The sequence below is a fragment of the Microbispora sp. NPDC004025 genome, from assembly GCF_053604425.1.
This window is the reverse complement of record NZ_JBSGHN010000010.1, coordinates 32,977-53,280: the sequence shown is the minus strand read 5'-3', so window position 1 is coordinate 53,280 and position 20,304 is coordinate 32,977. Positions and strand designations below refer to the sequence as shown.

The window sequence follows — 20,304 nt, the reverse complement described above, 5'->3', positions numbered from 1 at the left end:
TACAGATGACAATCGAGGTGACCCTCGGCGACGAGGCGGACGCCGTCAAGGCGGTCAAGGACAAGCTCGTGGCCGAGGGGGTGCCCGCGGCCCTCGCCGCGGGCGACTCCACGCTGTGGGGCCCGCAGGCGCAGTCCGAGGCCGCGATCCGGCTGGGCTGGCTGGGCCTGCACCACGCCAGCCGGGAGCTGCTGCCGGAGATCGCCAAGCTGGTGGAGCGGGCCCGCGCCGCGGGCCTGGACCACGTGGTGCTCGCCGGCATGGGCGGCTCCTCCCTCGCCCCCGAGGTGATCTGCGCCACCGAGGACGTGCCGCTGACCGTCCTCGACACCACCGACCCGCACCAGGTCCGCCGCGCGCTCGCCGACCGGCTCGACCGCACGGTCGTGGTGGTGGCGAGCAAGAGCGGCGGCACGATCGAGACCGACAGTCACCGGCGCGTCTACGAGCAGGCGTTCCTGGACGCGGGCATCGACCCGGCCGAGCGGATCGTGGTGGTCACCGACCCCGGTTCGCCGCTCGAGCGGGCGGCCATCGAGGCCGGATACCCGGTCGTGCTCGCCGACCCGAACGTGGGCGGCCGCTACAGCGCGCTCACCGCGTTCGGCCTGGTGCCGAGCGCCCTGGCGGGCGCCGACGTGGCCAAGCTGCTCGACGACGCCGCCGCGGTGGCGCCGCTGCTCGCGCAGGACGAGGGCAACCCGGGCCTGGAGCTCGGCGCGCTGCTCGGCGCGCGGGCGCTGCAGGGCCGCGACAAGCTCATCCTGCGCGACGCGCCCTCCGACATCACCGGCCTGCCCGACTGGATCGAGCAGCTCATCGCCGAGTCGACCGGCAAGGAGGGCAAGGGCATCCTGCCCGTCGTCGGCGCCGAGGCCGCCGAGGCCGGCGACCAGTTCCTGGTCACCATCGGCCCCGACAGCGGCACGACCGTCGACGGCCCGCTCGGCGCGCAGTTCCTCGTCTGGGAGTACGCCACGGCGATCGCCGGCCGGGTGCTGGGGATCAACCCGTTCGACCAGCCGAACGTGGCCGAGTCGAAGGAGAACACCACCAGGATCCTGCAGGAGGCCGGCGACGGCCCGCTGCCGACCGGCACGCCGATGCTCACCGACGGCCCGGTCGAGGTGTACGGCGACGTGCCCGGCGACCTGAAGAACCTGGCCGACGTCCTCACCTGGCTGCTGCGCGCGATCCCCGAGCGCGGCTACCTGGCGGTCATGGCGTACCTCGACCGCGAGGCCGCGTTCGACGCCGCGGTGGTCGGCGACGCCTCCTTCGAGGAGATGACCGAGACGTGGGCGAGCGCCGACGTCGCCACCCTGCGGGCCCTGCTCGACTACCGCACCGACCACGCGGTCACGTTCGGCTGGGGCCCGCGCTTCCTGCACTCCACCGGCCAGTACCACAAGGGCGGGCCGGAGGCCGGCGTGTTCCTGCAGGTCACCGGGGCCGTTTCCGACGACGTCCAGGTCCCCGGCAAGCCGTACACGCTGGGCAGGCTGCAACTCGCGCAGGCGCTGGGCGACCTGGGAGCCCTGACCTCCCGCGGCCGTCCGGCGGTCCGCCTGCACCTCACCGACCGCGTCGCCGGCGTCAGGCATCTGCTCTCCGTGGCGGAGGAGCTCTGAAGATGCGATGCGTTACAGGCGTAGGGCCCGTCCGCAGGGAGGACACATGACGGAGCAACAGGAGCCGCAGGCCCCCGCCGACGACGCCCGGCAGGCGGGAGGCGAGCTGCCGCAGCAGGCCGTGGACGACCTGACGGCCGCCGAGCGGGCGGTCCTGGCCGCCGCGCAGGCCGCGACGACGGGGACGACCGAGCTGACCATGGCGGCCAACCCGCTGCGCGACCCGCGCGACCGGCGCCTGCCCCGGGTGGCCGGGCCGTGCGTGCTCGTGCTGTTCGGCGTCACGGGCGACCTCGCCAAGCGCAAGCTGCTGCCGGCCATCTACGACCTGGGGAACCGGGGGCTGCTGCCCCCGGGCTTCTCCCTGGTCGGCTTCGCCCGCCGCGACTGGGCGCACGAGGACTTCGCCCAGGTCACGTACGAGGCGGTCAAGGAGCACGCGCGGACGCCGTTCCGCGACGAGGTCTGGAAGCAGCTCAGCGAGGGCATCCACTTCTGCCCCGGCGAGTTCGGCGACGACGGCGCCTTCGACGTGCTCGCCATGATGCTCAAGGAGATCGACGAGACGCGGGGCACCGGCGGCAACTACGCCTTCTACCTGTCGGTGCCGCCGAAGTTCTTCCCGCTCGTGATCGAGCAGCTGAAGCGGACGAACCTGGCCAAGGGCCCCGAGGGCTCCTGGCGCCGGGTCGTCATCGAGAAGCCGTTCGGGCACGACCTGAAGAGCGCGCAGGAGCTCAACACCATCACCAGCGCGGTGTTCCCGGAGAGCTCGGTCTTCCGGATCGACCACTACCTCGGCAAGGAGACCGTCCAGAACATCCTGGCGCTCCGTTTCGCCAACACGCTGTACGAGCCGATCTGGAACCGCGGTTACGTCGACCACGTCCAGATCACGATGGCCGAGGACATCGGCATCGGCGGCCGGGCCGGCTACTACGACGGCATCGGCGCGGCCCGTGACGTGATCCAGAACCACCTGCTCCAGCTCCTCGCGCTGGTCGCGATGGAGGACCCCACGTCCTTCGACGCCGACGCGCTGCGCCGGGAGAAGGAGAAGGTGCTGCGGGCCGTCAAGCTGCCCGCCGACCTGGCCACCGGCACCGCCCGCGGTCAGTACGTCCGGGGCTGGCAGGGCGGCGAGCCCGTCGTGGGCTACCTGGAGGAGCAGGGCATCTCCTCCGACTCCGTCACCGAGACGTACGCCGCGGTGAAGCTGGAGGTGGCCAACCGCCGGTGGGCCGGGGTGCCGTTCTACCTGCGTACGGGCAAGCGGCTCAGCCGCCGCATGACCGAGGTGGCCGTCGTCTTCCAGCGGGCGCCGCACCTGCCGTTCAGCAAGGACGACACCGAGATCCTCGGGCACAACGCGCTGGTCATCCGTGTCCAGCCGGACGAGGGCATCACGGTGCGCTTCGGCTCCAAGGTGCCGGGCACGGCCATGGAGGTCAGGGACGTCAACATGGACTTCGCCTACGGCGAGTCGTTCATGGAGTCCTCCCCCGAGGCGTACGAGCGGCTGCTGCTCGACGTGCTCATCGGCGATCCGCCGCTGTTCCCGCACCAGCGGGAGGTGGAGCTGTCGTGGCAGATCCTCGACCCGATCGAGGAGTTCTGGGCCTCCCAGGGCCAGCCCGAGGGGTACGCGTCCGGCTCCTGGGGTCCCGCCTCGGCCGACGCGATGCTGGCCAGGGACGGACGCGCCTGGAGGCGGCTGTGAGCGCGGCTTCCGGCGAGGCGCGTTCCGGGCGGATCGAGCGGAGAGCGGTGTGACGACCTTCAACCTGACCGAGACGACCGCGTCGAAGATCTCTTCGACGCTCACCCGCCTGCGGCACCAGATGGGCGCGCCCGCCGTCGGCATGGTGCTGACGCTCGTCGTGGTGGTGGACGAGGCGGGGCAGTACGACGCCCTGCGCGCGGCCACCGACGCGGCGCGCGAGCACCCCTCGCGCATCCTCATGGTGATCAGCCGCGACCCGGCCGAGCCCAACCGGCTGGACGCGGAGATCCGCGTGGGCGAGTCGGCGCCGGGCGAGGTCGTGCTGCTGCGCCTGTACGGCGAGCTGACCGAGCACGCCGACTCGGTGATCACGCCGCTGCTGCTCACCGACACGCCGGTGGTGGTGTGGTGGCCGGGCGACTGCCCGGACGTCCCCGCCAAGACCGCGATCGGGCACCTCGGCAGCCGCCGTATCACCGACGCCAGGTCGGCTCAGGACGGCGTGTCGGCCATCGCCGCCCGGGCCGGCCAGTACGTGCCCGGCGACACCGATCTGGCCTGGACGCGGCTCACGCCGTGGCGCAGCCTGCTGGCCGCCGCCTTCGACCAGCCCATCGGGAAGGTCACCGGAGGCGTGGTGGAGGCCGCTGCGGGCAACCCCAGCGCGCCGCTGCTGGCCGCCTGGCTGTGCGACCGGCTGGAGGTGCCGATCGAGGTCGCCGACTCCGCCGGCCCCGGCCTGACGGGCGTGCGGCTGTCCATCGAGGACGGCGGCGAGCTGACGGTGAGCAGGACCGACGCGAGGCTCGCCACGTTGTCGCGGCCCGGCAACCCCGACCGCCGGGTCGCCCTGGCCCGCCGGCCGACCTCGGAGCTGCTGGCCGAGGAGCTGCGCAGGCTCGATCCCGACGACATCTACGCCGCCGCGATCCGTCGGCTGGCGGAGATGAAGGGGCGGGGACGGGCGTGAGCGGCGTTCCCACCGTCATCGTCCACCGGGACGCCGAACTGCTGGCCCAGGCCGTGGCCGCCCGCCTCATCACGCGGCTGGTGGACACCCAGGCGGCCCGCGGTTCGGCGCACCTGGTGCTGACCGGCGGCACCGTCGGCATCGCGACGCTCGCCGCCCTCGCGGGGACGGCGGCGCGCGACGCCATCGACTGGCGGGCGCTCGACATCTGGTGGGGCGACGAGCGGTTCCTGCCGACCGGCGATCCCGAGCGCAACGAGACCGGGGCCCGCCAGGCCCTGCTCGACCACGTCGACGTGGACCCGGCCCGGGTCCACCCGATGCCCGGCCCCGACTCGGGGATGACCGCCGAGGAGGCCGCCGACGCGTACGCGATCGAGCTGGCCAAGGCGGCCAGGCCCGAGGACCACGGGCCGGTGCCATCGTTCGACGTGCTCCTGCTCGGCATGGGACCGGACGCGCACGTCGCCTCGTTGTTCCCGGACAGACCCGCGGTCTACGAGGAGGAGCGCTCGGTGGTGGCGGTGCACGGCTCCCCCAAGCCGCCGCCGACCCGGCTGTCGCTGACGTTCCCGGCGCTGCGGGCCGCCAGGGAGATCTGGATCGTCGCCGCGGGCGAGGACAAGGCGCAGGCGGTCCGGATGGCCCTGTCCGACGCCGGGCCGTTCCAGGTCCCGGCCGCCGGGGCGCGCGGGCGGCAGCGCACGCTGTTCCTGCTCGACCGCGCCGCCGCGCACAAGATCCCGCCCAGCCTGGGCAGGATCGCCTCCCCCTGAGCGGGGGAGTCCGTGGCATGACGGCCGGGCCGGGGCACTCCCCCGCCCGGCCGTTCCACGTCCCGGCCGGCTGTGCACGCCGCCAGAGGCTCCTCGACGTCGGAGGGCACGCCCGGATCTTCATTCGTGGGCTGACCGGGCCTCGTCGAGGGCGGCGCGGGCCTCGTCCGCGCGTACGCGGGCCGAGCGGGCGGCGCGTTCGGCGTTCGTCTCCTCCCGGCGGGCGACCTCCAGCCGGTGTTCGGCCGCATTCAGCTTGTCCTTCGCCTTGGACAGCTTGGCCGCGAGCGTCTCGACCTTGGCCGTGCGCCGCTCGTGCTCGCGTACGGCCTCGGCCCGCTCGGCCTCCCAGTCGGCACGGCCCCGCTCCGCCTCGGTCGCGGCTCGTTCGGCGTCGGCGAGCGCGTTCTCGAGGTTCTCGATCCGGCGACGGCGCTCGTCCTCCCGTTGCTCGGCCTCGCGCCGTTCGCGTTCCCGCCGTTCCTCCTCACCCTCGCGGCGCTCGGGTTTCCCGGCGGTTCTCGCGGGTTTCCGCACCGCACGCGCGGCCGGCTCCGGAGCGGGCCGTACGACGGGGGCGGGGGTGAATCCGCTGTAGCTCAGGGGACGGGTCAGCGTCCCCCGGCGCACCCGCTCGGCCGCGTCCTCGTCCACCACGGCGGCGTCGAGGGTCTGCTCGATCTCCAGGTCGGCCGCGGGGGCCAGCGGATGTCCGGCCGCCTCGGCCTCCTCGCGTACGGACCGGACGAGACGGGCGATGAGCGGGGTCCTGTCGCGGCCGGCCTCGGCCAGGGCGTCGGCGTCCTGGGCCCGCCAGGCCTCCCGCAGCCGCCGGCCGAGGTCGAGCAGCCGGCCGAGTTCGTCCCCGCGCCCCCGGGCCGTCCGGTTCACGGCCCAGGCGACGACGGTGGGCTTGCGCAACCCTTTGATCCGCTTGGCCAGCACGGCGTCCCCTGCCGCCTTCACTTCCTTCGCCAGCGCGTCGCGAGCCGACGTGAACTCCTCGGGCACCATGCCATAAAGCCGCTCGGCCGCCTCGTCGAAGTCCACAGACCACGTGTACCTGAGTTCGCCGCGCCGATCTACCAGCACCGGCGAGATCTCCTAGACGGTCGACCGCCGTCGCCACATCGCGGATCGTCCCGACGGCCACTGCGGGAAGCGATCACGGATGCGATCGGGGAATGGGCTACCGGTGACGAGTCCGGCGCGTTCTGGGAATGGATGGCCGGCAAGGTCACCGATGATCTGGAGCTGCCGCTGCTCCTGCCCGAGGGCAGCTATGTCCTCGCGCTCACCGCACGCCCGCTGCTGCGGTCCGCTCGCGTTCTCCTGGGCAACGAGTCGGTGAGCAGACCGTCCACTGCTCTGACGCTGTGTGACGGAGCTCCGGCGGTCCATGGACACGCGGCACGCCCTGTTGATCGTCCCTCTGCGGTCGGAGCTGCTCCTCGGCGCGCTGGCCGGCTTCCAGGACAGCGCCCCCGCCATCGCTGTGTGGCACGACAAGCAGGCGCGGGAGTTCGTCGAGTGGTGCATCACCGAGTGACGGCGCGCGCCTGCGGCGACCCGTCCTGGTCCGGTGCCCTGAGCTACACCGGACCAGGAGGACCACCCGTGAGGACGTCAGCTCGGGGATGCCGTCGCCATCACGCCCACGGCGAGCCGCGCCTCCATCACACCGGGGTCCTCGGTGTAGGTGAGCGTCGCGCCGAGGGAGCCGAGCAGCCTGCGCATGCGCGTGTTGTCATACAGGAGGGTCGCCCGCACCTCGGCGAAGCCGAGGTCCCTGGCCTGTGCGAGCAGCATGCGGGCCAGGTGGGTGCCGAGCCCCCGGCCCTGCCAGCGGTCCTCCACGAGGAAGGCGATCTCCGCCGTGCCCGGGTCCGCGGTGAACATCAACGAGGCGAGTCCGACGACCTGGCCGTCGTGGCCCGCGACGAGCGACTGCCCGCGGGCCCGGTCGCACAGCCGGTCGAACATGTGGGGCGGCAGGGTGGGGTTGGCGGTGAAGTAGCGGAACCTGCGCGTCTCCGGCGAGCAGCGCTCGTGCAGGTCGCGCAGCGCCTCGCGATAGAGCGAGGTCAACGGCTTGACCTGCACCTCCGCGCCGTCGGCGAGCCGCACCGGCCCCTCGGCCGCGGACGGCTCGGCCGGCGGCTGCGCCAGCCTCACCATCGCGGCGGCGCGGGCCGCCTCGGTCAGGGTGAACGGAAGGCCTGAGCGGCGCAGCCGGATCGACCGCCGCGGCGCCACGGGCACCACCAGCAGAGTCGGGTCGGGCAGCTCCGGCGCCTCCCCCTCGTCTCGCTCGCCGTCCTCGGTCCGCGGGCGCACGGCGGTGGCGCCGTACACCCAGCGGGCGTCGTCGGCGCGCAGCAGCTCGCCCAGGATCTCCGGCAGGCGCCAGGGAGCCGAGCGCAGCCGGGCGGCGAGCAGCAGCGTCCGCGTCGGCTCGTCGGTCAGCTCGTGCGCCGTGGCGGGGACGATCCGCACCCGTCTCCCGCCGGCCGCCTCCAGCGCCTCGCGTACGGCCTCGGGGGAGGCGGGGATGTCGGTGACGAACTCGTCGACCGTGCCGTCCGTGTCGGGCTGCACCGACAGGCCCAGGATGTTGCCGCCCCTGTCGGCCAGGGCCGTGGCCAGGGACGCCAGCCGCCCCGGCCGCTCGTCCACGGTCGTACGAATCCGGAAGAACCCCATCGGTATCCGCTCCCTCCGTTGCGCTGGTCTTCAGGGTGGCGGAGTGCTGTTACACCTTTGCTACACAGCGGTGAGCCGATCGTTTCCTGTCGATGCGCCACGTTACGACTACGGTTATCCGCATGTGTTCCATCGGATCTCCACGACATCCGTCGCCGAATGGCGAGATGAGCACGGATATAGCAGGATGTGCACCATGACCGCTCCCCTGTCCCCTGGTTTCGTCAACGGCGAGGTGTCCTTCTGGTATCGGTCGCTCGGCGTCCCCGAGCCCGGAGAACCGCTGGGCGGCGACCTGCGGGCCGACGTGGCCGTGGTCGGCGCGGGCTACACGGGGCTGTGGACCGCCTATTACCTGAAGAAGGCCGACCCGTCGCTGCGAGTCGTCGTGCTGGAGAAGGAGTTCGCCGGGTTCGGCGCTTCGGGGCGCAACGGCGGCTGGCTGACCGGCGCGCTGGCCGGCTCGCCCGAGCGGTACGCGAATACCCACGGCCGGGACGCGGTCCGGCGGTTGCAGCGCGCGATGTTCGAGGCCGTGGACGAGGTCATCCGCGTCGCCCGCGAGGAGGGCATCGACGCCGACATCGTCAAGGGCGGCCTGCTCACGGTCGCCCGCGGCCCGGCGCAGGCGCTGCGGTTGCGCGAGGAACTGGCGGCGCAGCGCGAGTGGGGCTGGGACCGCGACGACGTCCGGCTGCTGAGCACCGGCGAGATGAACGACCGGCTGCGGGTGGCGGGCGCGACGGGGGCCACCTGGAGCCCGCACTGCGCCAGGATCCAGCCGGCCAAGCTCGTCCGCGGCCTCGCGCGGGTCGTACGGGACCTCGGTGTCGAGATCTACGAGCGGACGCCCGTCACCGAAATCGCGCCCGGCCGGGCGGTCACGCCGTACGGGACGGTGACGGCGGACCACGTCCTGCGCTGCACCGAGGGGTTCACCGCGACCATCGCCGGCCACCACCGCGACTGGCTGCCGATGAACAGTTCCCTGATCGTCACCGCGCCGCTGCCCGAGCAGGTCTGGGCGGAGATCGGCTGGCAGGGCCGCGAACTGCTCGGCGACATGGCGCACTACTACATGTACGCCCAGCGGACGGCCGACGACCGCATCGCCTTCGGCGGCCGCGGCAGGCCGTACCTGTACGGGTCGAGGGTCGACGAGCGGGGGCACACGCACACCTGGACCGTGGACGCCCTGTGGGACCTGCTGGTCGCCTTCTTCCCCGCCGTCGCCGGGTCGCGGGTGGAGCACGCCTGGTCGGGGGTGCTCGGCGTGCCGCGCGACTGGTGCTCGGCCGTGCACGTGGACCCCGCGACCGGCCTCGGCTGGGCGGGCGGCTACACGGGCCACGGCGTGACCACCACGAACCTCGCCGGGCGCACGCTGCGCGACCTGGTGCTGCGCCGTGACACCGACCTGACCCGCATGCCGTGGGTGGACCGGCGGGTACGCGCCTGGGAGCCGGAGCCGCTGCGCTGGTTCGGCGTCCACTCGATGTACCGTCTCTACCGCCTGGCCGACGCCCGAGAGGGCAGGGGCATGGCCAGGACGTCCGTACTGGCCAGGATCGCCGACAGGATCACCGGCCACTAGCCCTCTGTGATCTCGCGCTGTTCGCGAGACGCCCGTACATCTCGAAGAAGGACACGACACCCTTGAGCTCCACCATCTTGTTCCGCGGCGGCCGCGTCTTCGTCCCCGGCGGCTTCGCCGAGGCGGTCCTCGTCCGTGACGGCGTCATCGCCGCCGTCGGTCCCGAGGCCGACCTCGTACGGCTGGCGCCGGGCGCCGAGCCGGTGGACCTCGGCGGCGGCCTGCTGACGCCGGGATTCACCGACGCCCACGTCCACCCGGTGCAGGCCGGGCTGGAGCGGGCCAAGTGCGACCTGTCGGAGGTGTACGGCCTCGACGCCTACACCACGCTGATCGCCGGCTACGCGGCGAACAATCCGGGCAGGGAGTGGATCGACGGCGGCGGCTGGGACATGTCGGCCTTCCCCGGCGGTCTCCCCCACCGGTCGCAGCTCGACTTCCTCGACCGCCCCGCGTACTTCGTGCAGCGCGACCACCACGCCGCCTGGGTCAACACGCGGGCCCTGGAGGTCGCCGGGATCACGAAGGACACCCCGGATCCCGCGGACGGCCGCATCGAGCGCGACCCGGACGGCACGCCGAGCGGTGTGCTGCACGAGGGCGCGATGGACCTCGTCGGCCTGCTCACTCCGCGCCCCACCCCGGCCGACGTCGACGCCGCCCTGATGGACGCGCAGTCCCACCTGTTCTCGCTGGGCGTCACCGGCTGGCAGGACGCCATCGTCGGGTCGTACGCCGGGTCGGACGACCAGCTGCCCGCCTATCTGTCCGCCGCCTCCTCGGGACGCCTGCGCGCGCGGGTCGTCGGCGCCCTGTGGTGGGACCGCACCCGCGGCGCCGAGCAGATCCCCGAGCTGGTCGAGCGGCGCGCGACGGCCAAGGGCCTGGACCGCTTCCGGGCGACGTCGGTGAAGATCATGCAGGACGGCATCCCGGAGAACTTCACCGCCGCCGTCATCGAGCCCTACTGCCGCTGCGGCGGCACCGGCCTGTCGTACGTCGACCCGGCGCTGCTCGACGGGTACGTCAAGGAGCTCGACGCCCTGGGCTTCCAGGTGCACTTCCACGCCATCGGCGAGCGGGCCGTGCGCGAGGCGCTCGACGCGCTGACCGGCACCGATCCCGACAACCGGCACCACATCGCGCACGTGCAGATCATCACGCCGCAGGACGTGCCGCGCTTCGCCGAGCTCGGTGTGACGGCCAACCTGCAGGCGCTGTGGGCCACCCATCACCTGCAGATGGACGAGCTGTGCATCCCCTACCTCGGCGAGGAGCGCGCCTCCTGGCAGTACCCCTTCGCCGACCTCGTACGGCACGGCACCCGCTTCGCCGGGGGCTCGGACTGGCCGGTCTCCTCGGCCAACCCCTTGGAGGCCATGCACGTGGCGGTCAACCGCACCGAGCCGGGCGGCTCCGTCCACGCGACGTACCCCACGGCCCAGACGCCGTTCCTGCCCGAGCAGAGCCTCGACCTGCGGACGATCATGACGGCCTACACCGAGGGCTCGGCCTGGATCAACCGCTCCCCCGCCGGGGTGATCGAGGAGAGCCGCCCGGCCGACCTCGTCGTCCTCGACCGCGACCCCTTCACGCTCGACCCGAAGGACATCTGGACCGCCAAGGTCGTCATGACGTTCCTCGACGGCGAGCCGGTGCACGGCGGGTGACCGGGGCGGCGCCTACGGCGCCGCCGCCCGCGTCATGCGGGGTGCTCGGCGCACAGGCAGCCGACACCCTTCTCGATCCATTCCCGGCCGGCCCACTCCGGGTGCCGCTCGATCATGAGCGCCCTGACCTCCTCGACGATCGTCTGCTCGCCCACGGCCGAGTCCCGGCGCGCCCAGGTCTCGTCGCGCAGCAGTTCGAGGTAGTCGCGGACGTCGGCGAGCAGCTGCGGGCCGCCGACGTCGCCGTGGCCGGGCACCACCACCCGCGGCGACGCGTCGGCCAGCCGCCGCATCACGCTGATCCAGCGGGTGCCGGACACGTCGGTGTCGTACGGCGGGAACCACGGGAAGATGGCGAACTGCCCGGCCTCCACGAGATCGCCGGTGAACATCACCCCGGCGTCGGGGACCGTGATCACCTGGTCGCCCCTGCTGTGCGCCCGGCCGGCGGCCCGCAGCCGCACCACCCGGCCGCCCAGGTCGAGGTCGTACGCGTCGTCGTAGACGACGTCCGGGGTGGCGATCTCGACGCCCTCCAGCTGCCGGGCGACCGGCTCGCCGAGACCCCGGAACATGTCGAGGTAGGCGGCGCCCTTCGCGGTCAGGTCCTCTGCTTGCGCCCGGTTGACCAGGAACGTCGCCTCCCCGGCGAACACCTGCGCCCCGAACGCGTGCTCCGGATGGAAATGGGTCGTGGTCAGGTACAGCCTGCGGCCCGCCGCGTACTCCGTCGCGAACGCGAGCACGGTCTCGGCGTTCCCCGGACCCATTCCGGTCTCGACGACCAGCACGGAATGCGTGCCGCCGATGAGGCCGATGTTGGGCACCAGTTGCACCCGGCGATTGGGGATCACCACCAGGTCCCGGGCGAGCTCCCGCACCTCCTCGATCCGCACGACGGGCTCGGGCAGCACGTATTCAGACATGGCATCCACTTCTCGGAGAGAGCCTGACAATCGGGCTGCTCCAGTCCATTACCGGATGCTCTGCCGCGTCCAACACCGGTTGCGCACGCCCGATACCGTGCCGGTATCGTCGCCGGTGATGGATCTACGCTCGCTGCGCTACTTCGTGGCGGTCGCCGAGGAGCGCCACTTCGGGCGGGCCGCCGCGCGCCTGCACATGACCCAGCCGCCGCTGAGCCGTGCCGTCCGGCAGCTGGAGGCCGATCTCGGCGCCCTTCTGCTGCTCCGGTCGCCCACCGGCGTCACGCTCACCGCCGCCGGGGCCGCGCTGTACGACGAGGCGCGTGCGCTGCTGGAGCAGGCCGAGCGAGTGCGCGCCCGGGTCGCCGCCGCGGCCGGCGCCGCCACCCTGACCATCGGCACCCTCGCGGACAGCGCCGAGCAGGCCGGAGCCCGGCTCGCCGCGACCTTCCGCCGGCGTCATCCGGAGGTCCAGGTCCGCGTCCGCGAAGCCGACTTCAGCGACCCGACCACAGGCCTTCGGGCCGGCCTCGTCGACGTCGCCCTCACCAGGGAGCCGTTCGAGGACACCGGGATCACCACCCGCCTGCTGCGCTCCGACCCCATGGGAGTGGTCCTGCGGGCCGACGATCCGCTCGCCCGCCGCGCGACCCTGCGGCTGAGCGATCTCGCCGGCCGCCCGTGGTTCCGGCTGCCCGACGGCACCGATCCCGTCTGGCGCGCCTACTGGAACGCCACCGCGCCCGGCGGCGAGCTCAGGGACGGCCCGGTGGTGCGTACCGTCCACGAGTGCCTGCAGGCCGTTCTGTGGAACGGCACGGTCGGGCTGGCGCCGGCGGCCCACGCGCTGCCCGAGGGGCTCACGTCGGTGCCACTGGCCGACATGCCGCCCAGCCGCCTCGTCCTGGCCTGGAACAGCGCCGACGCCAACCCGCTGATCCGCTCGTTCGCCCACATCGCCACGGCCGTGTACCGCTCCGCCGGCCGGGAACCCGCGCATACATGAAGGCCCTCCCCGCCTGAGCGGGAAGGGCCTGCACAGTTGTCCAGATCGGTGAACCGGGCGTCCGGATCAGTAGATCGGGCGGGAGGAGGAGCGCAGCCGCTCCAGCGCCTCGGCGAGGATCTGCGCGCCGTCCTTGTCGCTACGGCGCTCCTTCACGTACGCGAGGTGCGTCTTGTACGGCTCGTTCTTCGGCGGAGCGGGCGGGTTCGACTGGTCCTGCCCGGCCGGCAGTCCGCACCGCGGGCAGTCCCAGAACTCGGGGACGGCCGCGTCGCTGGCGAAGCTCGGGCGCGTCTCGTGCATGTTCGCGCACCAGAACGAGACCCGCACACGGGGGGCGGCCTCGCCGCGTTCGGCCTCTCCCATGGGGCCAGCGCCGACTCGGCTGCCACGGATCGCGTTGCCACTACCCACCGAAGAACTCCTTGCTCGATCGCCCCGCGGACGGGGGGAGGTGAATCGCTGTCACGCGTGGCCGGAGGCCGTCCGCTACGGCTTGAGCAGCAGGCCCAGCGCGATGATGCAGACGAACCAGACGATGCCCGTGATGATGGTCAGGCGGTCCAGGTTGCGCTCCACCACCGACGAACCACCGAAGGACGAGGTGAACCCGCCTCCGAACAGGTCCGACAGACCGCCGCCCTTGCCCTTGTGGAGCAGGACGAGCAGCACCATCAGAGCGCTCGACAGGATGAGGGCGATGGAGATTCCGATTGTCACCGTAGACCTGTTCCTATGTCCGGGCGTGCACGACGCGTTGTGCACGATGCCATCGGCGTGACGATTCAATTGTGTCCCTTGAGGGTACGACCTGTTGTCAAGTCGCACCCCCCAAACGGCTCAGCTAGCCGGAGGTCTCGCCGAATCGGCAGATCTTGGCGAATTCCCCCGCGTCGAGGCTGGCCCCTCCCACGAGGGCGCCGTCGATGTCGGCCTCCGCCATGATGCCGGCGACGTTGTCCGACTTCACCGAGCCACCGTAAAGGATACGGACAACAGAGGCCACTTCGTCACCATAGAGCTCGGCGAGTCGCGTCCTGATGGCGCCGCAGACCTCCTGGGCGTCCTTCGGCGTGGCGACCTCGCCGGTGCCGATCGCCCAGACCGGCTCGTACGCGATCACGATTGACTTCACCTGCTCGGCGGGGACGCCCTCCAGCGCGCCGTCGAGCTGCGCCAGCGTGTGCTCCACGTGGCGGCCCTCCTGGCGCACCGGCAGCCCCTCGCCCACGCACAGGATGGGCGTCAGCGAGTGCCGGTAGGCGGCCTTGACCTTGGCGTTGCACAGCGCCTCGTCCTCGGCGTGGTACTGCCGCCGCTCCGAGTGCCCCACGAGCACGTAGGTGCAGCCGAGCTTGGCCAGCATCGCCCCGGAGATCTCCCCGGTGTACGCCCCGGAGTCCTGCGCCGACAGGTCCTGGGCGCCGTAGGCGATGCGGAGCTTGTCGGCGTCCACCAGCGTCTGCACGCTACGCAGGTCGGTGAACGGCGGGATGACCGCCGCGTCCGCCTTGTCGTAGTCGCGGTCGGTCAACGTGAACGCCAGCTTCTGCACCAGGTTGATGGCCTCGAGGTGATTGAGGTTCATCTTCCAGTTGCCGGCGAACAGCGGCTTGCGAGCCATCTACTCCTCCAGCGCCGCGAGTCCGGGCAGCGTCTTGCCTTCGAGGTACTCGAGGCTCGCGCCACCACCGGTGGAAATGTGCGAGAAACCGTCCTCGGGCAGGCCGAGCTTGCGCACGGCCGCCGCCGAGTCGCCGCCGCCGACCACGGTGAACGCCTCGGAGCTCACCAGCGCCTCGGCCACCGCGCGGGTGCCGCCGGAGAACGCCTCGAACTCGAACACGCCCATCGGGCCGTTCCAGAACACCGTCTGGGCGTCGGCCAGCTTCGAGGCGAACAGCTCCCGGGTGCGGGGGCCGATGTCCAGGCCCTCACGGTCGGCCGGGATCGCGGTGGACTCCACGACGTCGTGGGGCGCGTCGGCGCCGAACTCGGTCGCGGCCAGCACGTCCACCGGCAGCACCAGCTCGACGCCGCGGGAGGCCGCCTCCTCGAGGAAGCCCTTCACCTGGTCGATCTGGTCCTCCTGCAGCAGGGACTTGCCCACCTCGTGGCCCTGGGCCTTGAGGAAGGTGTAGGCCATGCCGCCGCCGATGAGCAGGCGGTCCACCTTGGACAGCAGGTTCGCGATCACACCGAGCTTGTCGGAGACCTTCGCGCCGCCCAGCACGACGACGTACGGCCTGGCCGGGTCCTCGGTGAGCTTGCGCAGCACCTCGACCTCGGCGAGGACCAGGTCGCCGGCCGCGTGCGGCAGCCGCTTGGGCAGGTCGTAGACGCTGGCGTGCTTGCGGTGCACCGCGCCGAAGCCGTCGCCGACGTAGAGCTCGGCGAGGGCGGCCAGCTTGTCGGCGAACTCGCCCCTGACCGCGTCGTCCTTGGACTCCTCGCCCGGCTCGAAGCGCAGGTTCTCCAGGAGGGCGACCTGCCCGTCCTGCAGGCCCGCCACCACGCTCTGCGCGGACTCGCCCACCACGTCGGCGGCGAAGGCCACGTCCTCGCCGAGCAGCTCGGCCAGCCGCCGGGAGACCGGGGCGAGCGAGTACTTCGGCGTCACCGAGCCCTTGGGGCGGCCGAGGTGGGCGGCGACGACGACCCTCGCGCCGCGCTCGACCAGCTTCCTGATCGTCGGCACCGACGCCCGGATGCGGCCGTCGTCGGTGATCGTCTCCCCGTCGAGGGGGACGTTGAGGTCGGCGCGCACGAACACGCGCCGGCCCTTCACGTCGAGCTCGTCGATTCCGATCATCAGAGGGAGGCGCCCACGTACTCGATGAGGTCCACGAGGCGGTTGGAGTAGCCCCACTCGTTGTCGTACCAGCCGACGACCTTGACCTGGTTGCCGATCACCTTGGTGAGGCCGGCGTCGAAGATGCAGGACGACGGGTCGGTGACGATGTCGCTGGAGACGATCTCGTCCTCCGTGTAGCTGAGGAAGCCCTTGAGCGGGCCCTCGGCGGCGGCCTTGAGCGCGGCGTTGACCTCCTCGACGGTGGTCTCACGGCCGACCTCGACCGTGAGGTCGGTGGCCGAGCCCGTCGGGATCGGCACACGCAGCGCGTAGCCGTCGAGCTTGCCCTTCAGCTCCGGCAGGACCAGGCCGATGGCCTTGGCGGCGCCGGTGGAGGTCGGGACGATGTTCAGCGCGGCGGCGCGGGCGCGGCGCAGGTCCTTGTGCGGGCCGTCCTGCAGGTTCTGGTCCTGCGTGTAGGCGTGGATGGTGGTCATCAGGCCCTTCTCGATACCGAAGGTGTCGTTGATGACCTTGGCCATCGGGGCCAGGCAGTTGGTGGTGCAGGAGGCGTTCGAGATGATCGTGTGAGCCGCCGGGTCGTACTTGTCGTGGTTCACGCCCATGACGATCGTCACGTCTTCGTTCTTCGCCGGAGCGGAGATGATGACCTTCTTCGCGCCGTTGTCGGCGTGCACCTTGGCCTTGGTGGCGTCGGTGAACAGACCGGTCGACTCGACGACGACGTCCACGCCGAGGTCGCCCCAGGGCAGCTTGGCGGGGTCGCGCTCGGCGAACGCCTTGATCGCCTTGCCGTCAACGGTGATCTCGTCCGCCGAGGCCTTGACCTCGTACGGCAGGCGGCCCAGGATGCTGTCGTACTTCAGCAGGTGGGCCAGCGTGGCGTTGTCGGTGAGGTCGTTGACGGCGACGACCTCGATGTCCTTGCCGCTGGCCGCCACAGCGCGCCAGAAGTTGCGGCCGATACGGCCGAAGCCGTTGACGCCTACGCGGATGCTCACGGAACCGATCTCCTCGTACGTCGTGCGCCGGACTACCGGCGCCAGGGCTGTGTTAAACCTCAATGACAGACCTTATCGGACCCAAATTGGTGTAGACCACCGGGCCGCACTTTGACGGCGTGTCAGGCCGGACAGGCCGATGAGCGGGTCCTTTCCCCATGGCGCGGACCCCGCCGCACCCCGTTCCGCGGGACCGCCGCCCTCCGCGATCGGCCGCCTGGGACGGCTCGGCGACACCGTCACCGGGACTCGGGGACGGAACCGGCAGAGGGACCGCTACTGAGCGAGCATGTCGGCGGTGAGGTTGGCCTCGGTGTTGGCGATGCCGAGGTCCTGGGCGCGCTTGTCGGCCATGGCGAGCAGGCGCCGGATGCGCCCGGCGATGGCGTCCTTGGTCAGCGGCGGGTCGGCGATCTGGCCGAGCTCCTCCAGGGACGCCTGCTTGTGCTCGACCCGCAGCCGGCCGGCGATCACGAGGTGCTCGGGGGCCTCGTCGCCGAGGATCTCCAGCGCACGCTGCACCCGCGCCCCCGCGGCCACGGCCGCCCGTGCCGACCTGCGCAGGTTCGCGTCGTCGAAGTTGGCCAGGCGGTTGGCGGTGGCCCGCACCTCGCGGCGCATCCGCCGCTCCTCCCAGGCCAGCACGCTGTCGTGGGCGCCGAGCCGGGTCAGCAGCGCGCTGATCGCGTCGCCGTCGCGCACCACCACGCGGTCGACGCCGCGCACCTCGCGGGCCTTGGCGTGGATCTTGAGCCGCCGGGCCGAGCCGACCAGGGCCAGCGCCGCCTCGGGACCGGGGCAGGTCACCTCCAGCGACATCGACCGGCCCGGCTCGGTCAGCGACCCGTGCGCGAGGAACGCACCCCGCCAGGCCGCCTCGGCGTCACAGGTCGCCCCGGAGACGACCTGCCGGGGCAGCCCCCGCACGGGACGCCCGTGGTTGTCGATCAGGCCGGTCTGCCGGGCCAGCGCCTCGCCGTCCTTGTAGACGCGCACGACGTAGCGCGAGCCCTTGCGCAGCCCGGCGGGCGCGAGGACCAGCACCTCGGCCTTGTGCCCGAAGACCTCGCCGATGTCCTTGATCAGCCTGCGGGCGGTGGCGTTGGTGTCGAGCTCGGCCTCGATCACGATGCGCCCGCCCACCAGGTGCAGCCCGCTGGCGAACCGCAGCAGCGTGGACACCTCCGCCTTCCGGCAGCATGGCTTGAGCACCGGAAGGCGGCTCAGCTCGTCTTTCACCACACCCGTCATGGCCATCAGCGCGTGTCCTCCCCCAAACAGACTCTGCCCGCCAGTCTCTCGCACCTTGTGCGCACGCAATCACCGCTTCTCGCGGAAAATCTCATTCAGGACAGCGGCAAGACGTGGTCCGTCGTGCCGGGCGGATCCGTCAGAGGCGGCCACATCGGCCAAAACGACCCGGCCGCCCATCGACGCCGCCGCCTTCTCCAGCGCCCTCGGGTCGGCGACCACCGCGTCGTCCGCGACCACGGCGTCGACGAGCAGCGCGGGTGCGTGCTCCCTGAGCACCTCCAGGTGCCGTTCGGGCGAGAAGCCGTCGGTCTCCCCCGCCTGCGGCGCGAGGTTGAGGATCACCATCCGCCTGGCGCTCGTCTCGTGCAGCGCCCGGGCGAGCCCGGGCACCTTGAGGTGCGGCAGCACGCTGGTGAACCAGGAGCCGGGCCCGAACACCACCCAGTCGGCCGCCTCGATCGCCTCGATCGCCTGGGGGCAGGCGGGCGGGTCGGGCGGCAGCAGCGAGATGGAGCGAACCCGCCCGGGCGTCAAGGCGCACGCGACCTGCCCGCGCACCGTGGTGATCAGCCCGTCCAGCTCGACCTGCGCCTGGATGTCGAGCGGCACGGACGCCATGGGCAGCACGCGGCCGTGCGCGCCGAGCAGGCGGCCCACCCATTCCAGGCCGACGACGGGATCGTCCAGCAGCTCCCAGAGCGCGACGATGAGCAGGTTGCCGACGGCGTGGCCGTGCAGCTCGCCCTCGCTCCTGAACCGGTGCTGGACGACCTCGCTCCAGGTCTTGCCCCACTCGTCGTCGCCGCACAGGGCCGCGAGCGCCATCCGCAGGTCACCGGGCGGCAGGACCCCCAGTTCACGCCTGAGACGTCCGCTGGAGCCGCCGTCGTCGGCCACCGTCACCACGGCCGTCAGGTCGTCGGTGACGGTCCTGAGGGCCGACAGGGAGGCGTAGAGGCCGTGGCCACCGCCGAGCGCGACGACCTTGGGACCGCTCGCGGCGGTCTCGGGCTGCTGGGGGAACATCGGTCTGCCGGGGGTGGGGGATTCCGGGGAATGTCGGGGGACGGGGGGGTCCGCGGCTTCCGCGGCGGGGTCCTTCATCGTCCTCCTCGCCGCGCCACGAGCACCGCTCTGCGGAGCCGTGGCGCTCACGTCGTGCTGATCGATCGCGCCCTTCCGGTCACCGCGGCCGGCGCCGGGCGCGCTCCTCGGCGGACGTGGTGCGGGCCCGGACCCGTCACGGGCCGGTGCCCGCCACCGTACGCCCTGAGGGGACCGCCCCCGCCGCGCCGCGGCCGGAAGCCGTCACTCGCGGCCCACGTCCCGGTGGCTGACCTGGACGTCCATGCCGCGCTCGCGCAGGCGCGCGCCGAGCTGCTCGGCCATCGCGACGCTGCGGTGCTTGCCTCCGGTGCAGCCCACAGCGAGGGTGGCGTAGCCCTTGCCCTCGCGGGTGTATCCCGCGGCCACGACGCCGAGGACCTCCTCGTATCCGTCGAGGAACTCCTTGGCACCCGGCTGGTTGAGCACGTAGTCGCGCACGGGGGCGTCGAGCCCGTTCATGGGCCGCAGCTCCGGCACCCAGTGCGGGTTGGGCAGGAACCGGCAGTCCACGACGAGGTCGGCGTCGACCGGCAGGCCGTACTTGTAGCCGAAGGACACCACGTTGACCTTCAGCCCGGGCCGGTCCTCGCCGCCGAAGAACGACACGATCTTCTTACGCAGCTCGTGGACGTTCAGCAGTGACGTGTCGATGACGAGGTCGGCGTTGGCGCGGACCTCGCGCAGGATGCCGCGCTCACGGTCGATCCCGTCGACGAGCCGCCCGTCGCCCTGCAGCGGGTGGGGCCGCCGGACGTTCTCGAACCTGCGGACCAGTTCCTCGTCGCTGGCCTCCAGGAACACCACCCGGACGCCGACGCCGCGCCCGTCGAGCTCCTCGATCGCCGCGTTGAGGTCGGTGGTGAAGGCGAGGCTGCGCACGTCGACCACGGCCGCGACGCGGTCGGTCGCCATGTTCACCCGGCCCGCCTCCTCGGCGAGCGAGGACAGCAGCCCCGGCGGCAGGTTGTCGATCACGTACCAGCCGAGGTCCTCCAGAGACTTCGCCGCGGTGCTGCGCCCCGCCCCCGACATTCCAGTGATCACCACGAATGCCGGCTCAGTCGTGCTCATCGCCCGCTCACCGCCTTGCCGCCCATGTCATCTCGCCCAACGTCAGCCCCGTCCGCG

General features: G+C 72.2%; 19 protein-coding genes. 8 read left to right on the top strand and 11 right to left on the bottom strand.

Going from position 1 to position 20,304, the window contains the following annotated elements:
• The first annotated feature begins 5 nt into the window (after positions 1 to 5).
• The 4 genes from ACWEQG_RS23855 to pgl all read left to right on the top strand — a co-directional run bounded on the left by ACWEQG_RS23855 (position 6) and on the right by pgl (position 5,100).
• Positions 6 to 1,631 (top strand): glucose-6-phosphate isomerase, encoded by a 1,626-nt coding sequence (locus tag ACWEQG_RS23855; protein WP_452287843.1) that lies wholly within the window; start codon positions 6 to 8, stop codon positions 1,629 to 1,631.
• 199 nt (positions 1,632 to 1,830) lie between these two features.
• Complete coding sequence (gene zwf / locus ACWEQG_RS23850; RefSeq protein ID WP_452288203.1) at positions 1,831 to 3,351, top strand: glucose-6-phosphate dehydrogenase; 1,521 nt, start codon at positions 1,831 to 1,833, stop codon at positions 3,349 to 3,351.
• Between the two features lie 49 nt (positions 3,352 to 3,400).
• On the top strand, positions 3,401 to 4,324 hold the full coding sequence (locus ACWEQG_RS23845; RefSeq protein ID WP_452287841.1) for a glucose-6-phosphate dehydrogenase assembly protein OpcA: 924 nt from the start codon (positions 3,401 to 3,403) through the stop codon (positions 4,322 to 4,324).
• A complete protein-coding gene (gene pgl / locus ACWEQG_RS23840; RefSeq protein WP_452287839.1) occupies positions 4,321 to 5,100 on the top strand; it encodes a 6-phosphogluconolactonase in 780 nt (259 codons plus the stop codon). Before ACWEQG_RS23845 ends, pgl begins: the two co-directional genes overlap by 4 nt.
• 120 nt (positions 5,101 to 5,220) lie before the next feature.
• Here the strand turns inward: pgl and ACWEQG_RS23835 are convergent, their stop codons facing one another.
• On the bottom strand, positions 5,221 to 6,150 hold the full coding sequence (locus tag ACWEQG_RS23835) for a hypothetical protein (protein WP_452287837.1): 930 nt from the start codon (positions 6,148 to 6,150) through the stop codon (positions 5,221 to 5,223).
• 349 nt (positions 6,151 to 6,499) lie between these two features.
• On the opposite strand from ACWEQG_RS23835, the gene ACWEQG_RS23830 reads away from it, so the two are divergent.
• Positions 6,500 to 6,649, top strand: a complete 150-nt coding sequence (locus ACWEQG_RS23830) for a hypothetical protein (RefSeq protein ID WP_452287835.1) — start codon at positions 6,500 to 6,502, stop codon at positions 6,647 to 6,649.
• A gap of 77 nt (positions 6,650 to 6,726) precedes the next feature.
• On the opposite strand, the gene ACWEQG_RS23825 is transcribed toward ACWEQG_RS23830, so the two are convergent.
• Complete coding sequence (locus ACWEQG_RS23825) at positions 6,727 to 7,803, bottom strand: GNAT family N-acetyltransferase (RefSeq protein WP_363470469.1); 1,077 nt, start codon at positions 7,801 to 7,803, stop codon at positions 6,727 to 6,729.
• 196 nt (positions 7,804 to 7,999) lie between these two features.
• On the opposite strand from ACWEQG_RS23825, the gene ACWEQG_RS23820 reads away from it, so the two are divergent.
• Entirely contained in the window at positions 8,000 to 9,397 is a 1,398-nt protein-coding gene (locus ACWEQG_RS23820) for an NAD(P)/FAD-dependent oxidoreductase (RefSeq protein ID WP_452287833.1), read from the top strand.
• Positions 9,398 to 9,459: 62 nt separating this feature from the next.
• On the top strand, positions 9,460 to 11,067 hold the full coding sequence (locus tag ACWEQG_RS23815) for an amidohydrolase (RefSeq protein ID WP_452287831.1): 1,608 nt from the start codon (positions 9,460 to 9,462) through the stop codon (positions 11,065 to 11,067).
• A gap of 32 nt (positions 11,068 to 11,099) precedes the next feature.
• Here ACWEQG_RS23815 and ACWEQG_RS23810 read toward each other — a convergent pair whose 3' ends face one another.
• Positions 11,100 to 11,993, bottom strand: coding sequence for an MBL fold metallo-hydrolase (locus ACWEQG_RS23810; protein ID WP_363470461.1), 894 nt, complete (start codon positions 11,991 to 11,993; stop codon positions 11,100 to 11,102).
• A gap of 118 nt (positions 11,994 to 12,111) precedes the next feature.
• Between ACWEQG_RS23810 and ACWEQG_RS23805 the strand changes: the two genes are divergently transcribed.
• Entirely contained in the window at positions 12,112 to 12,999 is an 888-nt protein-coding gene (locus ACWEQG_RS23805; protein ID WP_452287829.1) for a LysR family transcriptional regulator, read from the top strand.
• 66 nt (positions 13,000 to 13,065) lie between these two features.
• Here the strand turns inward: ACWEQG_RS23805 and ACWEQG_RS23800 are convergent, their stop codons facing one another.
• From ACWEQG_RS23800 to rapZ, 8 genes are all read right to left on the bottom strand, one after another.
• Positions 13,066 to 13,413, bottom strand: a complete 348-nt coding sequence (locus tag ACWEQG_RS23800; protein WP_079319880.1) for an RNA polymerase-binding protein RbpA — start codon at positions 13,411 to 13,413, stop codon at positions 13,066 to 13,068.
• A gap of 75 nt (positions 13,414 to 13,488) precedes the next feature.
• Positions 13,489 to 13,719, bottom strand: a complete 231-nt coding sequence (secG, locus tag ACWEQG_RS23795) for a preprotein translocase subunit SecG (RefSeq protein ID WP_142559501.1) — start codon at positions 13,717 to 13,719, stop codon at positions 13,489 to 13,491.
• Positions 13,720 to 13,843: 124 nt separating this feature from the next.
• The gene (gene tpiA, locus ACWEQG_RS23790; protein ID WP_363470455.1) at positions 13,844 to 14,623 is read right to left on the bottom strand and encodes a triose-phosphate isomerase; all 780 of its coding nucleotides are present in this window, start codon (positions 14,621 to 14,623) and stop codon (positions 13,844 to 13,846) included.
• The gene (locus ACWEQG_RS23785; protein WP_452287827.1) at positions 14,624 to 15,811 is read right to left on the bottom strand and encodes a phosphoglycerate kinase; all 1,188 of its coding nucleotides are present in this window, start codon (positions 15,809 to 15,811) and stop codon (positions 14,624 to 14,626) included.
• Positions 15,811 to 16,815, bottom strand: a complete 1,005-nt coding sequence (gene gap / locus ACWEQG_RS23780; RefSeq protein ID WP_452287825.1) for a type I glyceraldehyde-3-phosphate dehydrogenase — start codon at positions 16,813 to 16,815, stop codon at positions 15,811 to 15,813. Before gap ends, ACWEQG_RS23785 begins: the two co-directional genes overlap by 1 nt.
• A gap of 276 nt (positions 16,816 to 17,091) precedes the next feature.
• Positions 17,092 to 18,072, bottom strand: a complete 981-nt coding sequence (gene whiA, locus ACWEQG_RS23775; RefSeq protein ID WP_030507327.1) for a DNA-binding protein WhiA — start codon at positions 18,070 to 18,072, stop codon at positions 17,092 to 17,094.
• Between the two features lie 63 nt (positions 18,073 to 18,135).
• Positions 18,136 to 19,095 (bottom strand): gluconeogenesis factor YvcK family protein, encoded by a 960-nt coding sequence (locus tag ACWEQG_RS23770; protein WP_452287823.1) that lies wholly within the window; start codon positions 19,093 to 19,095, stop codon positions 18,136 to 18,138.
• A gap of 282 nt (positions 19,096 to 19,377) precedes the next feature.
• On the bottom strand, positions 19,378 to 20,247 hold the full coding sequence (rapZ, locus tag ACWEQG_RS23765; RefSeq protein ID WP_363470444.1) for an RNase adapter RapZ: 870 nt from the start codon (positions 20,245 to 20,247) through the stop codon (positions 19,378 to 19,380).
• Between the last annotated feature and the right edge of the window lie 57 nt (positions 20,248 to 20,304).